The 14,582-nt window shown below is 52.4% G+C and carries 11 protein-coding genes; 8 read left to right on the top strand and 3 right to left on the bottom strand.

Going from position 1 to position 14,582, the window contains the following annotated elements:
• The first annotated feature begins 107 nt into the window (after positions 1-107).
• Genes msbA through kdsB form a run of 4 tightly spaced genes read left to right on the top strand, consistent with a single transcriptional unit; the run spans position 108 to position 3,790 of the window.
• A complete protein-coding gene (gene msbA / locus BIT28_RS18845; protein WP_075766484.1) occupies positions 108-1,865 on the top strand; it encodes a lipid A ABC transporter ATP-binding protein/permease MsbA in 1,758 nt (585 codons plus the stop codon).
• Complete coding sequence (gene lpxK / locus BIT28_RS18840) at positions 1,865-2,881, top strand: tetraacyldisaccharide 4'-kinase (protein ID WP_075766483.1); 1,017 nt, start codon at positions 1,865-1,867, stop codon at positions 2,879-2,881. The genes msbA and lpxK overlap by 1 nt, the downstream gene beginning before the upstream one ends.
• Positions 2,862-3,041: a Trm112 family protein gene (locus tag BIT28_RS18835; protein WP_075766482.1), complete on the top strand. Its 180-nt coding sequence runs from the start codon at positions 2,862-2,864 to the stop codon at positions 3,039-3,041. Before lpxK ends, BIT28_RS18835 begins: the two co-directional genes overlap by 20 nt.
• Positions 3,041-3,790, top strand: coding sequence for a 3-deoxy-manno-octulosonate cytidylyltransferase (gene kdsB, locus BIT28_RS18830; RefSeq protein WP_075766481.1), 750 nt, complete (start codon positions 3,041-3,043; stop codon positions 3,788-3,790). Before BIT28_RS18835 ends, kdsB begins: the two co-directional genes overlap by 1 nt.
• 111 nt (positions 3,791-3,901) lie before the next feature.
• On the opposite strand, the gene BIT28_RS18825 is transcribed toward kdsB, so the two are convergent.
• From BIT28_RS18825 to elyC, 3 genes are all read right to left on the bottom strand, one after another.
• Positions 3,902-4,261 carry a YgiW/YdeI family stress tolerance OB fold protein gene (locus tag BIT28_RS18825; protein WP_175577565.1) on the bottom strand — a complete coding sequence of 120 codons (360 nt, stop codon included), beginning with the start codon at positions 4,259-4,261 and terminating at the stop codon, positions 3,902-3,904.
• Positions 4,262-4,462: 201 nt separating this feature from the next.
• On the bottom strand, positions 4,463-5,851 hold the full coding sequence (locus BIT28_RS18820; RefSeq protein WP_075766480.1) for an L-cystine transporter: 1,389 nt from the start codon (positions 5,849-5,851) through the stop codon (positions 4,463-4,465).
• Positions 5,852-6,172: 321 nt separating this feature from the next.
• A complete protein-coding gene (elyC, locus tag BIT28_RS18810) occupies positions 6,173-7,015 on the bottom strand; it encodes an envelope biogenesis factor ElyC (RefSeq protein ID WP_075766478.1) in 843 nt (280 codons plus the stop codon).
• 120 nt (positions 7,016-7,135) lie between these two features.
• Here elyC and cmoM point away from each other — a divergent pair, with 120 nt between their 5' ends.
• From cmoM to mukB, 4 genes are read left to right on the top strand one after another with little or no spacing between them, the layout of a single operon-like run.
• Positions 7,136-7,972 (top strand): tRNA uridine 5-oxyacetic acid(34) methyltransferase CmoM, encoded by an 837-nt coding sequence (gene cmoM, locus BIT28_RS18805; RefSeq protein ID WP_075766477.1) that lies wholly within the window; start codon positions 7,136-7,138, stop codon positions 7,970-7,972.
• Positions 7,969-9,291 carry a chromosome partition protein MukF gene (gene mukF, locus BIT28_RS18800; protein WP_075766476.1) on the top strand — a complete coding sequence of 441 codons (1,323 nt, stop codon included), beginning with the start codon at positions 7,969-7,971 and terminating at the stop codon, positions 9,289-9,291. The genes cmoM and mukF overlap by 4 nt, the downstream gene beginning before the upstream one ends.
• Positions 9,272-10,003 carry a chromosome partition protein MukE gene (mukE, locus tag BIT28_RS18795; protein ID WP_075766475.1) on the top strand — a complete coding sequence of 244 codons (732 nt, stop codon included), beginning with the start codon at positions 9,272-9,274 and terminating at the stop codon, positions 10,001-10,003. The genes mukF and mukE overlap by 20 nt, the downstream gene beginning before the upstream one ends.
• Positions 10,003-14,463 carry a chromosome partition protein MukB gene (mukB, locus tag BIT28_RS18790; protein ID WP_075766474.1) on the top strand — a complete coding sequence of 1,487 codons (4,461 nt, stop codon included), beginning with the start codon at positions 10,003-10,005 and terminating at the stop codon, positions 14,461-14,463. Before mukE ends, mukB begins: the two co-directional genes overlap by 1 nt.
• Positions 14,464-14,582 lie beyond the last annotated feature (119 nt).

The following is a 14,582-nucleotide window of genomic DNA, read 5'->3' as shown; positions in this document are numbered from 1 at the left end:
GTGCCTAATAATTAAGCAGCGCGAGAATGAGATGACGGAACTTGTTTGGTGCATCGGCACGAAAGGAGTAGAATAGCTAGAATTGTCTTCAAGAAAAACCGGTTTTCATGACACAACCAACAGATCAATCCACTTGGGATACGTTTAAACGACTTTGGCCTTCAATTAGCTTATATAAGGCAGGCCTTGGCGTCGCAGTTGTTGCGTTAATTATCAGTTCGGCGAGTGACGCGCTGATGCTCTCGATGATCAAACCACTTATGGATGAAAGCTTCGGCGGCTTGGATAGCGTTGAATCGAACTTCTTGGCAATGATGCCTCTGTACCTGCTGGGGCTGATGATCCTGCGCGGGCTCAGCGGTTTTGTGTCTGCCTATTGTCTGTCCTGGGTGTCCGGTAATGTCGTCATGTCGTTGCGTCGCCAGATGTTTAATCATTTCATGAAAATGCCAGTGGGCTTTTTTGATCAGGAATCATCCGGCAAGTTATTGTCCCGTATTACCTATGACTCGGAGCAAGTAGCCGCTGCTACCAGTGGTTCTTTGGTTAGCCTGGTTCGAGAAGGGGCAAGCATTATTGCCCTTATGGGGATTATGTTCTGGAATAGCTGGCAGCTTTCAGCAATCCTGCTAGTTATTGCGCCGGTTGTCGCGATTAGTATCCGTGTCGTTTCCAAGCGTTTCCGTCGTATTTCGAAAAATATGCAGGACGCCATGGGCTCTGTTACCTCTTCTGCCGAGCAGATGCTGAAAGGCCACAAGGTGGTACTGAGCTATGGCGGCCAGCAGGTTGAAAAAGAGCGCTTTGATGATGTCAGTAACCGTATGCGCCAGCAGACGATGAAACTGGTATCGGCACAGGCGATAGCGAACCCGGTGATCCAGGTGATTGCTTCTTTAGCCTTGGTGATGGTGCTGATCCTGGCCAATACCGAAGCATTGCGTGCCGAGCTGACGCCGGGTACGTTTGCACTGGTTTTCGGTGCCATGTTCGGTTTGATGCGCCCGCTTAAAGCCTTGACGAATGTCACCTCTCAGTTCCAGCGTGGTATGGCTGCCTGTCAGACTTTGTTTGGGCTAATGGAGCTGGAAACGGAAAAAGATCACGGAACTGTCGTGGCCGAGCGCGTCAAAGGTGACATAGAAGTTAAAGATGTAACCTTCACCTACCCAACCAAAGATACCCCGGCATTGCGCAATGTTAGCTTCACACTCCCGGCTGGTAAGACTTTAGCCCTTGTTGGCCGTTCGGGCTCGGGCAAGAGTACCATCGCGAACTTGCTCACTCGCTTCTATGATATCGATTCGGGCCAAATTTGCATTGATGAGCACGAGATCCGCGACTATAAGCTTGCCAATCTGCGTGAGCAGGTGGCTGTGGTCTCGCAAAACGTGCATCTTTTCAATGATACCATCGCCAACAATATCGCCTATGCCAGTGGTGATAAGTTTAGCCGTACTGAAATTGAAGAGGCCGCTGAGCTGGCCTATGCCATGGACTTTATCAAGGGCATGGATAAAGGTCTTGATACTATGATCGGTGAGAATGGCGTGAGCCTGTCGGGCGGCCAGCGTCAGCGTATTGCTATCGCTCGTGCCTTGCTGAGAAATGCGCCGGTACTGATCCTTGATGAGGCAACCTCAGCGTTGGATACAGAATCTGAGCGTGCTATTCAGTCGGCACTGGATGAGCTTCAGAAAGACCGTACGGTGCTGGTTATTGCGCACCGTTTGTCAACGATTGAGAATGCCGATCAGATCCTGGTTGTTGATGAAGGGGCAATTATCGAACGTGGTGTCCATGCCGAGTTGCTGGCGCTAAATGGCGCTTACGCTCAGCTGCATCGCATCCAGTTTGGTGAATAATGTCGACCCTTATCGAAAAAATCTGGTTTGAGCAGCATCCGGCAGGATTACTGCTCAAACCTTTGCTGTGGCCGCTCAGCAAGTTGTTCGGCATCATAAGTCGCCGTCGTCGCCAGCAATACCAGTGTGGTGAGAAAGCTGCTTACCGGGCGCCGGCTCCGGTTGTTGTTGTCGGTAATATTACCGCTGGTGGCAATGGTAAAACACCGGTGGTCGTTTGGCTGGTCGAGCAACTTCAGGCCAAGGGGCTGAAACCCGGCGTCGTGTCGCGTGGCTATGGTGGCAAAGCTCCGTATTACCCTTTTACGGTGAGTGCCGAAACCTCGACGACAGAAGCAGGTGATGAACCTGTACTGATTCATCGCCGTACTGGTGCCCCGGTGGTTGTGTCGCCAAAGCGTGCTGAAGCCGTACGGCACCTGCTGGAACAGGATGTCGACGTCATCATTACCGATGACGGCCTGCAGCATTACGCGCTAGAGCGTGATATCGAAATCGTTGTTATCGACGGCCAGCGTCGCTTTGGCAATGAGCAACTGATCCCGATGGGGCCGTTACGTGAGTCTTGCGAGCGACTGACCGAGGTGGATTTTCTGATTTGCAACGGCGGTCAGCCTCAACAGGGTGAAGCTCCTATGCAACTGCAGCCATCTGCGCTGATTAATCTTCAAACTGGTGAGCGTCGACAGGCTGCAGAACTGACCGATGTGGTTGCGATGGCAGGTATTGGTCATCCCCCTCGGTTCTTTAATACACTAAGCTTGTTGGGAGTGACGCCCGTGGTGTGTCAGCCGTTTGCTGATCACCAGGCGTTCTCCGAGCAGGAATTAAAACAGCTGGCCGAGCAAGGCCGGCATTTGGTAATGACAGAGAAAGATGCGGTGAAATGCCAAACTTTCGCTCAGCCGAACTGGTGGTATCTGCCTGTTGATGCCGTGCTGCCAGCGCCTGAAGCTGAGGCTATTATTAACCGGATTATTGAGGTAAAGGAAGAATATGGATCATCGTCTGCTTGAAATCGTGGCTTGCCCTGTCTGTAAGGGCAAGCTGAACTTCGATAAAGACAAAAGTGAGCTGGTTTGCAAGTTTGACCGTCTTGCCTATCCCATCAAGGATGGCATTCCGGTTCTGCTTGAGCCTGAAGCTCGCACGTTAAGCCCAGACGAGGTGAAATAATGTCGTTTACGGTAATCATACCGGCACGCTACCAGTCATCACGCCTACCGGGGAAGCCGCTGGCAGATATTGGCGGCAAGCCAATGATCCAGTGGGTATACGAGCAGGCGAGCAAAGCCGGTGCCGAGCAGGTGATTGTTGCTACGGATGATCAGCGTATTGTCGATGCGGTTGAAGGGTTTGGCGGTGAAGTCTGCCTGACCCGTGATGATCACGAGTCTGGCACTGAGCGCCTGGCAGAAGTGGTCGAGAAGTACCAGTTGGCAGACGATCAGATCGTGGTGAATGTACAGGGTGACGAGCCGTTAATTCCTGAAACCATCATTCGCCAGGTTGCCGATAACCTTGCCCACAATGACGACGCGCCGATGGCCACGCTGGCTGTTGAGATTGACCATGCTGACGAGGTCTTCAATCCTAACGCAGTAAAAGTTGTGACGGACAAGAATGGCTATGCGATGTATTTCAGTCGGGCTTCGATTCCGTGGGATCGCGATAATTTTGCCAAGCGCCCACAGGAGATCCACCAGAACCTGATGCGTCATATCGGTATTTATGCCTACCGTGCTGGCTTTATTAATACTTATATTAACTGGGAGCCGAGCGCGCTGGAAAAAATTGAGGCGCTGGAACAGCTTCGTGTGCTGTGGTACGGCGAGAAGATCCACGTTGAGGTTGCCATTGATGCGCCGCCTGCCGGGGTGGATACGCCGGAAGATCTGGAAAAAGTCCGCGAGCTGATCGGCTGACAGCAGGTTGAACTACAGCGACAATATTTGAATAGGCTGGTCATGATGACCAGCCTTTTTTGTTTTTTGTCTCTGTCTTGGAATTGGGGCGGGGGGAGAATTACGCAAAGCTTACAAGACTTGAATCTTGTCGATTTCAACCTCTGGGATGGCACTGCCTTCCACTTCGCCGTAGACACGCAGACGGGTGTTGGGTGCAATGGCTTGCCCAAGGTGGATATCGTCATCGACTTCAACATTGATTTCATTTTTACCGTCGCTGAAGACATAGGTATCAGCATTAATTTGTTTGATCAGCTTGCCTTCCAGAATGACATTTTGCTCCGAGAACAGGTTTGTCTGCTCGAGTACTTCACTGACGGTGGTTGTTTGAATTGGGCCGCTGTACGACATGCCGTTAGGGTTAGCCAGTGCGACAGTCGGCATGATGATCAATGCGGCGGTAATTGCGTAAACAGTTGTCTTAATCATGGTCATCCTACCTATTTAATCGTGATTCGTATGGTGATTGATGTCTTGGTTGATGAGGCTATTAAACACCAGCGCGACTGAACTTGATGTGAGTAGGCAATTCATATTCCGTTCATGAAACGGTGTTGCCGAAAAAGTGATGATGGCAAAAACAAAAAGACCACCCGCGGGTGGTCTTGAATCTATTTGTTGGGATGGTTTTTAAGCGTTAACTGGTTTGTTGTCACTATCATCGTCAGCGTCGAACAGGCTGCTGTCGGCCTGGCCCAAAACGCGAGAGGTGATTGTTCCGGCCGTCATCGCGCCGCTTACATTCACCGCTGTACGTCCCATATCAATCAGCGGTTCGATAGAGATAAGCAGGCCAGCAAGGGCAACTGGCATGTCCAAGGCCGAGAGTACAATCAGGGCCGCGAAGGTTGCGCCACCACCGACACCGGCAATACCGAACGAGCTGATAGTAACGATGGCGATCAGTGTCAGCATGAAGCCTGGGTCAAGCGGGTTGATACCGATTGTCGGTGCAATCATGACTGCCAGCATGGCGGGATACAGACCAGCACAGCCATTTTGACCCATAGTGGCACCAAAAGAAGCCGAGAAGTTTGCGACACCTTCACCGTTACCCAGCTTTTTAACCTGAGTATCGACATTCAGCGGGATAGTTCCTGCACTTGAACGGGAAGTGAAGGCGAATGTCAGCACCGGCAGGATTTTCTTCAGGTAACGTACTGGATTTACGCCTACGAATGAGACCAGCACTAAATGCATCACCAGGATAAGTGCCAGGCCGACATAGGAGGCGGTCACGAAATTGATCAGGCTTAGGATGTCATCATAGTTAGAGCCAGCCACGACTTTACTCATCAGGGCCAGTACACCATAAGGTGTCAGGCTAAGCACCATGCGAACCAGGGTACGGACCACTTCCTGGGCAATATTGATAAATTTCTCGAAGCTTGCACCGAGCTCTGGCTGGTTACGGATAACGCTCAGGCCTGCGACACCGATGAAGGCTGAGAAGATCACCACGGCAATGGTTGATGTCGGACGGCTGCCGGCTAAATCGGCAAATGGGTTACCTGGGAAGAATGAAATGATCATGTCGGCAAAGGAGAGTGACTCGACGCTGCTAAGGCGGGTCTCAAGCACTTCACCACGGGCAATCTCGCGCGCTCCCTGAACAATGCCTTCAGCAGACAGGCCAAAGAGGTTGCTGACTAGGATCCCGATAAGCGCAGAAGCCGCCGTGGTTGCCAGCAGGATCCCGATGCTAAGGCCTGATATCTTGCCCAGCGAACCGGAGTCTTTGACTTTGATAATAGCGCCGATGATGGAAACCATGATTAGCGGCATAATGATCATTTTCAGCAGGCTGACATAACCGGCCCCGACGATATTGATATAGTCGAGGGTATCTGTAATGACCGGGCTACCGTCACCGTAAACGAGCTGAAGCGCGCCGCCGAAGATGACGCCGAAGCCAAGACCGGTAAAGACCTGTCTTGAGAGTGTGTACTCGGCTTTTTGTTGTTTGAACAAGAAGCCAATAAGCAGGGCAAAGAGCGCCAGGTTAATCACTAGATACATTATGCTGAGCCGTTCCAAGTAGTATTTTGTTCGCCTGAAAGCACTATTTCAGACTTATCTATTAGCTAGGAGCGCAATTGTATGATGCTAGACACTTATCAGAAACGGTTTTTTATTACCAAATCTATAAGAAAATCGAACATATTAAAACCGTTTGGAATATAGGGTCAACAATCACACTTATCGATTGTTTGTTAACCAAAACAATGGCTTGGGATGATTGCTTTGTTGCTGTGTATATGCTGCAGAAATGCAATTTGCTTTGTATGCTATGCGTGGCGTTGTATCAGGCCGGCTCACCGGCCTGATTGCAAAGGGAGATTAAGCGGGAGAGGCGGTATTCAATGCCAGCTCCATTGACACATTAGACGTTGACTCTGGTTGCTGGGGAGCTTGTTTGGGTTCACCAAGCAGGTTTCTTAGATGCTGCCACCACTGGCCCAGGGTTTCGTGCCAATAGCGCTCCGTTTGTTCCAGGTATTTGGCTTGCGGCTTATAGCGCTCCCAAGGCTGTTTGATCTTGTTGCTGGCAAGAAAGTTGGTTGGCGCAGGGGTCGGGGCCAGGCCGGCTTGCTCAAACTCATTCATCGCCCGGGTCATATGACTGGCAGAGGTGACCAGAACCAGTTTTTTATCACCGACAACTGAGGCCGCCTGGAATGCTTCTTCCCAGGTATCCTTGGCCGTTTCGAGTAGCAGGATATCACTTTTGTTGGTTCCCAGTGCCAGTGCCACTTTTGCCATCATTCGGGCCTGACTGATACTGGTACCTCCACCATAGCCCGACAAGATCAGTTTGGAGCCGGGGAACATGCGGTGGATACGCATGCCTTCCGCCAGCCGCATCAGCGATGTACGTGACAGCTCGGAGGTGATCGGCATCGCATGGTCGATAACATGCCCGCTTCCCAGCACCATTACATAGTCCACCGTCGTGGATGTCGGGACGAAGGGGTTATTCTCGCGTTCCAATGGCCGAAGCAAGCTGGTTGCTATCGGCTGGAAGGATACGAGGAAAATGCCGATAAAGGCGAATCCGATGAAAAAGGATGCGAGTCCCTTGCGTCGGGTAAACCAGAGTATCAACAAGCCCAGAAACCCGATTATCAGCAGTGCGGGCAGGGGCATGAGTAATGCAGAAACAATTTTTTTTAGTTCAAACATGCAATGTAGTCCGAAAATTCAGCAGTTGAGCTCGAAAAAGCACCACAAGCCTTTATTCCTATAACGCTTGTGAGAAAATAAGCCACATTTTTTCAACCGCTATCATAACGTAAAGCTGACGTGATCAAAGATCGAAATTTTGACGACCTAGCGCAAAAATTTGCTAAAAATATCTACGGGACAGCAAAAGGCCAAATAAGGCAGACTGTTGTCTGGCAAGATCTTGAGCAGATTTTAGCCTTGCTGGAATCACAAACACCGTTGCATATTCTTGATGCAGGCGGGGGGATCGGCCAGCTATCGCAAAAAATTGCTGAGCTGGGGCATCGTGTCACTTTATGTGATCTTTCTGGTGAAATGCTGAAGCTGGCTGAGCAGGAAATTGCCAACAACGGTCTTCTTGAGCAATATCGTCTGGTTCACTGCTCGGTCCAGGAAATTGGCGAGCATTTGACTGAGCCAGCGGATTTGGTGTTATTCCATGCTGTGATGGAGTGGCTGTCCGATCCGAAAGAGGCGCTTGAGCGGTTATTGGAGCAAACCAGGCCCGGTGGGGTTATCTCGGTGATGTTCTACAACTACAACGGACTGCTGTTCAAGAATTTAATTTGTGGCAACCTGACTCATATCGAAGAGGGAATGCCGCATCGCAAGCGCTTTAAGCTACAGCCACAGCAGGCTATCAAGCCGGAAGATGTCTATAGCTGGTTAACCGACGCCGGATTTACCATTCTCGGAAAAACCGGCGTGCGTACCTTCCATGACTATATGCAGACAACCATGGTGGGTGACTACAGTTTTGAACAAGTTCTTGAGATGGAGCAGAAGCTTTGTCGTCAGGAGCCTTATTTGTCCCTGGGCCGCTATATCCATGTATACGCCCAGAAACCATCAGACCAGGTGACACCTGCTGATAACGGGACAAGCAACGATAACAGCAATAAGGACAACGGATGAGTGATGTATCCCAGACCGTTCCTGAGTTGGTGAGTTGGGTTAAGCAGCATGAGTTTTCGCTTAACCTGCCAACTGAGCGGCTGGCGTTCTTGTTGGCGATTGCTGTATTAAGCGGCGATCGCTTTGATGAAGAATTAGGGGAAGGGGAGCTAATTGATGCGTTTCGCATTGTAAGCGATATGTTCGATCAGTCTCAGGAAACCCTGGCCTTTCGTGCCAATAACGCCATTAATGAACTGGTTCGCCAGCGCCTGATCACCCGCTTTACCAGTGAGGTGACGGATGGGGCCAGTATTTACCGTCTCAGCCCGCTTGCGCTGAGCATAACCGACTACTACGCCCGTCATCGCGAGTATTCTTCACTGAAACTGTCGATTCAGCTGGCAATGGTTGCCGACGAAATCAACAAGGCTGCGGAAGCAGCGCAGGAAGGTGGTGATGAAAAACACTGGCGCCAGCAGGTCTACGCCGTACTGAAATACTCCGTGGCGGAAATCTTTGACCGGATTGATCTTAACCAACGCACCATGGACGAGCAGCAGCAACAGGTTAAGCAAGATATTGCCGAGCTGCTGAATCAGGATTGGCGGGCGGCAATCACCAACTGCGAAAGCTTGCTGAACGAAACCTCCAGTACGCTGCGTGAGCTGCAGGATACTCTGCAGGCGGCAGGTGACCAGCTCCAAACCCAGCTGTTGGCTATCCAGGAGGAAATTCAGGGTAACCCGGATTTGGATTTCGTCGACGGGATGATCTTTATCCTGCAGGCCAAGCTTGACCGAATCATCAACTGGGGACAGCAGGCCATTGATCTGTGGATTGGCTATGACCGCCATGTCCATAAGTTCATCCGTACCGCGATTGATATGGATAAGAATCGTGCCTTCAGCCAGCGCTTACGTCAGTCGGTCACTGATTACTTCGACGAGCCGTGGCTGCTGACCTACGCCGATGCCGAGCGTTTGCTGGACATGCGTGACGAGGCGTTGGTACTGCGGGACGACGAAGTTACCGGTATTGTGCCGGAAGAGATGGAATTTGAAGAGCTCAGCCTGGTGAACGACCAGCTGGCCGACCAAGTTGCTGCAATGCTGCAGACCCACAAAGAAACGGGTGCTGCAATCAACCTAAGTTTGCTTCTTAAAGATTATTTGGCTCAGCAACCACATGCGCAGCACTTTGATTTGGCGCGCATTGTGATTGATCAGGCGGTAAGGCTCGGTTACTCGGAGTCGGACTTTAATGCAATACAGCCTGACTGGGAAGCAATCAATGAATACGGAGCCAAGGTACAAGCTAATGTCATCGATAAATATTGAAGAATTTATGCCTGAAAAGCTGGCCAAGGCAATAGCCAACCCGCTTTTCCCGGCACTGGATAATGCGCTGCGTTCTGGCCGCCACATCGCCAGCGAAGATTTGGATAATCATGCTCTGCTGATTGAGTTCGAGCAGCCGCTGGTTATGTTTTATAAACGTTATAATGCCGAGTTGGTTCGCGCCCCGGAAGGTTTCTTCTACCTGCGTCCTCGCTCGACGTCACTGATCGGCCGCTCGGTACTGTCAGAAATCGACATGCTGGTGGGCAAGGTACTGTGTTTCCTTTATTTGAGCCCGGAGCGCTTGGCGCACGAAGGGATTTTTACCAACCAGGAACTGTTCGACGAGCTACTGGCACTGGCCGACGAGGCCAAGCTGATGAAGCTGGTCACCAACCGGGCAACCGGCTCTGATCTCGACCGGGAAAAACTGTTCGACAAAGTCAAAACGTCGCTGCGTCGCCTGCGCCGTATTGGGATGATCATTCCGGTAGGCGAGAACGGCAAATTCCGCATCAGCGAGGCGGTATTCCGCTTTGGTGCCGATGTCCGTACTGGCGATGATGTACGTGAAGCCCAGCTACGTCTGATCCGTGACGGTGAAGCGGTGGTGGTTCACCAGCAGGAGCCAAGCCAGTCTAGCCTGCTGGATGCAACGGGCGAGCAAGAAAAAGAACAAGCCGAGCATGACGGACAGGAGGGCGAAGCCTGATGGAACGCGGTAAGTATCAATCGCTGACAATGGTCAACTGGAACGGCTTCTTTGCCCGTACCTTTGACATTGATAATTTGGTTACCACTCTGTCGGGTGGTAACGGTGCCGGTAAGTCGACAACGATGGCGGCATTCATTACTTCTCTGATCCCGGATCAGAGCCTGCTGCACTTTCGGAATACGACTGAAGCAGGCAGCTCGAACGCCTCGCGCGACAAGGGTTTGCACGGTAAGCTGAAGCCGGGTGCATGTTATGCGGCGCTGGATGTGGTTAACTCCAAGAAGCAGCGCATCATCTTCGCGGTCAAGCTGCAGCAAGTGGCTGGCCGTGACAAGAAAGTGGATATCAAGCCATTTATTATCCAGGGCCTGCCATCGGACATTAAACCAACCGAAGTCTTGGTCGAAACCTTGTCTGACAATCAAGCGCGAGTTCGTCAGATCAACGAAGTCAAAGAGATTGCTGCCGAGTACGAAGGGACCCACTTCAAAGCCTTTAACTCGGTGACGGATTACCATGCCCAGATGTTTGAGTTTGGTGTTCTGCCGAAGAAATTACGCAACAGCAGCGATCGTTCCAAATTCTATCGTCTGATTGAAGCCTCGCTGTACGGTGGTATATCGAGTGCAATCACCCGATCGCTGCGTGACTACCTGCTGCCGCAAAATACCGGTGTTAAGAAAGCCTTCCAGGACATGGAAGCGGCACTGCGTGAAAACCGGATGACGCTGGAAGCGATCAAGCTGACCCAGAACGACCGTGACCTGTTCAAGCATTTGATCACCGAGGCAACCAATTATGTTGCCGCGGACTATATGCGCCATGCCAACGAGCGTCGCCAGAAGCTGGAAAAGACCCTGAGCCTGCGAGGCGAACTGCTGGGTTCGCGCAAGGTGCTGGATGATCAGCAAACATCGATGATCAACATGACTGGCGAGCTGGACGAACTGACAGAGCGTGAAGGCGCACTGGAGCAGGATCATCAGGCTGCGTCGGATCACCTGCAGCTAGTTCAGACCGCAGTCCGTCAGCAAGAGAAGATTGAGCGCTACCGCGAGGATCTTGAAGAGCTGACCGAGCGCCTGGAAGAGCAGGTGATGGTGGTTGAAGAAGCGGCCGAACAGCTATCGATGGCTGAAGAGCAGGCACTGTTGAGCGAAGAGGAAGTCGACAGCCTGAAAACTCAGCTGGCAGACTACCAGCAGGCGCTGGATATGCAGCAGACCCGCGCCCTGCAGTATCAGCAGGCGGTACAGGCGCTGGAGAAAGCCCGCGATCTGTCTGGCGATCATCAGCTACTTGCAGATCAGGCGGTGCCTTACCTGTCCCAGCTCAAACAAGAGCAGGAAGTACAGACCACAGCACTGCTGGCGCTGAAACATAAACTGGATATGTCTTCGGCTGCGGCCCAGCAGTTTGAGAAAGGCCTGCAAATTGTCACGACCATTGCCGGTGCGGTTGATCGTGCCCAGGCAGGTGACAAGGCGCGCGAACTAATTGCACATACCCGCCAGCTTCGCACCGTTGCAGACCGTGGTGAACAGCTCAAGGCACAATACCGTGATTTGGAGCGCAGTGTTCGCAACCAGCGTCAGGCGACCGAGCTGGCCGAAACCTATGCCAAGCGATTTGCCGTCACTGTCGACAGCGAGCTGGCACTGGCTGAAGAGCAGGCCCGTCATGAAGCGACGCTGGAAAGCCTTGAGCAACAGCAAGAGGTGTTAGTCGAGCAGCGTGGCGAGTTTCGTCGTCAGGAGCTGCAGTTGTCTGCGCAAATTTCGTCGCTGGAGGCATCGGCACCGGCCTGGATTGCGGCATCAGATGCACTGGAAAAATTGTCTGAGCAGTCTGAGCGCGAGCTGTTTGACAGCCAGGCGGTGATGGATGCGATGCAGCTGACACTGGATAAGGAGCGTGAGACCTCGGCAACACGCGACCAGTTGGCGGCACGCAAGACGCAGTTGGAGCTGGATATCGAGCGCCTGGCACAGCCGGGCGGTAGCGATGATTCTCGCCTGCGCGCATTGGCAGATACGCTTGGCGGTAGCCTGCTGTCAGAAATTTATGACGACATTACTCTGGCTGATGCCCCGTACTTCAGTGCGATGTACGGCCCGGCGCGTCACGCCATTGTGGTGCCGGATCTGAAGGGCATCAAAGACAAGCTGGTGGCGCTGGATGACTGTCCGGATGACCTGTATATCATTGAGGGTGATGCCGATTCGTTTGATGACAGTGGCTTTGACGTCGATGAACTGGAAGAGGCTGTTTGTGTTCACCTGAACGACCGTCAGCTGCGATACTCTCGTTTCCCTAAAGTTCCGCTATTTGGCCGAGCTGCCCGCGAGCAGCGTCTCGAGCAACTGCGTGAGGAACGTGAGCAAGTTGTCGAAGATCACGCCAAGGCCGCGTTTGACTCGCAAAAGCTGCAGCGTCTGTATCAGAGCTTTAATAGTTTTGTCGCCACCCATATGGCCGTTGCCTTTAATGCCGATCCGGAAGTTGAGCTGAAAGCGGCGCGTGACAAGCGTAACCAGATCACTCGTAGCCTGTCTGACTCCGATGCCACTGAGCAGCAGCAACGCAGTCAGCTGACGGCTGCGCGTGAGGGACTGGCGTTGCTGGGCAAGCTGACACCGGTTGTTAACTTGCTGGAAGACGACACCCTGACAGCGCGCTTTGAAGAAGTTGAACAGCAACTGTCTCAGCTTGATGAGGCGCGTAACTACCTTGACCGACATGGCAAGGCTGTGGTGGAACTGGAAGGGCTGGTATCTGCACTGGATGCCGATCCGGAGCAGTTTGATGCCCTGCAGGCTCAATACGAGCAGGCTGACAACACCTTGCAGTCGCTGAAAACCAAGATCTTTGCGATTGCGGACTTGGTTGAGCGTCGCCACCACTTTAGCTATGCCGATTCAGTTGAGCTACTTAACAAGAGCTCGGAGCTTAATGAACAGTTGAAGGCGAAATTGGTTGCGGCAGAGCGCGAGCGTACCCGCAGCCGTGATGCGCTGAAGCAGTCACGTGCCCAGGCCAACCAGTACAACCAGTTGATGGCATCGCTCAAGAGCTCGCATCAGGCGAAGCTGGAAACGGTTCAGGAGTTTGAACGTGAGCTGCAGGAGCTGGGCGTTCGCGCTGATCTTGAAGCAGAAGAGCGTGCCCGCCTGCGCCGTGACGAGCTGAACGAACGTCTGCACAGCTCCCGTACTCGTCGCAGCCAGCTGGAAAAAGCAATCACCTCGATTGAGCTGGAGATGAAAGCGCTGGTTAAGCGCCTGCGTAAAGTCGGCAAGGAATACCAGGAAATCCGCAAGCTGGTGGTAACTGCCAAGGCCGGTTGGTGCGCGGTATTGCGTCTGGCGCGCGAAAGCGATGTCGAACGTCGCCTGCACCGTCGCGAGATGGCTTACATGTCTGCCGATGAACTGCGCTCGCTATCGGATAAGTCGCTGGGTGCATTGCGTCTGGCTGTCGCCGATAACGAGGAATTGCGCGATGCGCTGCGTGCGTCGGAAGATGTTTCGCGTCCTGAGCGTAAGGTTCTGTTCTATATTGCCGTCTACCAGCATCTTCGCGAGCGTATCCGTCACGATATTATTCGCACCGACGATCCGGTCGAGGCGATCGAAGAGATGGAGGTCGAGCTGGCTCGCCTGAGCGAAGAGCTGACGGCCCGTGAACAGCGTCTGGCGATCAGTTCTGACTCGGTGGCGAATATTATCCGCAAGACAATCCAGCGAGAGCAAAACCGTATCCGTATGCTGAACCAGGGGCTGCAGAATATTGGCTTTGGTCAGGTGAAAGGTGTTCGCCTGAATGTCAAAGTGCGTGATACCCATGAGGCACTGCTGAGCGGTTTGGCGGAGCAGCAGGATCAGCATCAGGATCTGTTTGGCAACCATCGCCTGACGTTCTCCGAAGCGATAGCCAAACTGTTCCAGCGTCTGAACCCGCATATTGAGATGGGGCAGCGTTCGCCGCAGATCATGGGTGAAGAGCTGCTTGATTACCGTAACTACCTTGAGCTCAGCATTGAGGTAAACCGTGGTACTGATGGCTGGCTACAGGCCGAATCTGGTGCGCTATCGACCGGTGAGGCAATCGGTACGGGCCAGGCGATTCTGCTAATGGTTGTCCAGAGCTGGGAAGAAGAATCTCGCCGTCTGCGCGGAAAAGAGATTATTCCGTGTCGTCTGTTGTTCCTCGATGAGGCTGCCCGACTGGATGCAAAATCTATCGCTACGCTGTTTGAGCTGTGTGAGCGTCTGGATATGCAGCTGTTGATTGCGGCTCCGGAGAATATTAGCCCTGAAAAAGGCACCACCTACAAACTGGTTCGTAAGATCTTCAAAGATCGTGAGCATGTTCATGTTGTTGGCTTGCGCGGTTTTGGCCAGGAGCCGAAGTCCCAGGGCAATATTCAGGAAATGCTCGAGCTTGACCTAGCGTAACCGACGTAGCCAAGCCATGTAACTTATGAGAAGACCGGATATATCCGGTCTTTTTTTATGGCATATTTTTATTGATTCCCCTGTCGGGGCAGGTTCATTTTTGACCTTATGTCTTGTTA

This window comes from Photobacterium proteolyticum, from assembly GCF_001939735.1.
Lineage (GTDB): Bacteria > Pseudomonadota > Gammaproteobacteria > Enterobacterales > Vibrionaceae > Photobacterium > Photobacterium proteolyticum.
This window is presented reverse-complemented; position numbering and strand designations above follow the sequence as displayed.

Coding starts and splice junctions, on each gene's coding strand:
- msbA (WP_075766484.1), top strand. CDS start 108: ATGACACAACCAACAGATCAATCCACTTGGGATACGTTTAAACGACTT.
- lpxK (WP_075766483.1), top strand. CDS start 1,865: ATGTCGACCCTTATCGAAAAAATCTGGTTTGAGCAGCATCCGGCAGGA.
- BIT28_RS18835 (WP_075766482.1), top strand. CDS start 2,862: ATGGATCATCGTCTGCTTGAAATCGTGGCTTGCCCTGTCTGTAAGGGC.
- kdsB (WP_075766481.1), top strand. CDS start 3,041: ATGTCGTTTACGGTAATCATACCGGCACGCTACCAGTCATCACGCCTA.
- BIT28_RS18825 (WP_175577565.1), bottom strand. CDS start 4,261: ATGATTAAGACAACTGTTTACGCAATTACCGCCGCATTGATCATCATG.
- BIT28_RS18820 (WP_075766480.1), bottom strand. CDS start 5,851: ATGTATCTAGTGATTAACCTGGCGCTCTTTGCCCTGCTTATTGGCTTC.
- elyC (WP_075766478.1), bottom strand. CDS start 7,015: ATGTTTGAACTAAAAAAAATTGTTTCTGCATTACTCATGCCCCTGCCC.
- mukF (WP_075766476.1), top strand. CDS start 7,969: ATGAGTGATGTATCCCAGACCGTTCCTGAGTTGGTGAGTTGGGTTAAG.
- mukE (WP_075766475.1), top strand. CDS start 9,272: ATGTCATCGATAAATATTGAAGAATTTATGCCTGAAAAGCTGGCCAAG.
- mukB (WP_075766474.1), top strand. CDS start 10,003: ATGGAACGCGGTAAGTATCAATCGCTGACAATGGTCAACTGGAACGGC.